Source organism: Oleiphilus sp. HI0128, from assembly GCF_001635365.1.
The window spans coordinates 1-269 of record NZ_LWGG01000474.1; the positions used below are offsets into that span (position 1 = coordinate 1).

The window sequence follows — 269 nt, forward strand, 5'->3', positions numbered from 1 at the left end:
GAACAGCCTGGTCAGATTTACGCGCATCAACACCTAGGTTGATAGCAACATCTACCGACTCAGTAAACTTAACACCGTTTGAAAGCTCAGCAAGCAAAGCTACCGCTTCTTCTACCGTGTACGCTTTTTCTGCTTGAACTTTTTCCTGCACCAACTTTTGGCGCTTTGTTAATTTTGCCATTAGTTAACACCCTCAGTATTAAGTCCCATGCTACGCGCTGTACCAGCAATAATTCTTACTGCAGCATCCATATCACCTGCATTTAAGT

Annotated in this window: 2 pseudogenes; both read right to left on the reverse strand. The window is 43.5% G+C overall.

Features of this window, described 5'->3' with window-relative positions:
* A pseudogene (locus A3763_RS05760) lies at nucleotides 1–181 on the reverse strand (50S ribosomal protein L1); the annotation flags it as partial.
* Nucleotides 181–269: pseudogene (gene rplK / locus A3763_RS05765) on the reverse strand (50S ribosomal protein L11); the annotation flags it as partial. The pseudogenes rplK and A3763_RS05760, both read right to left, overlap by 1 nt.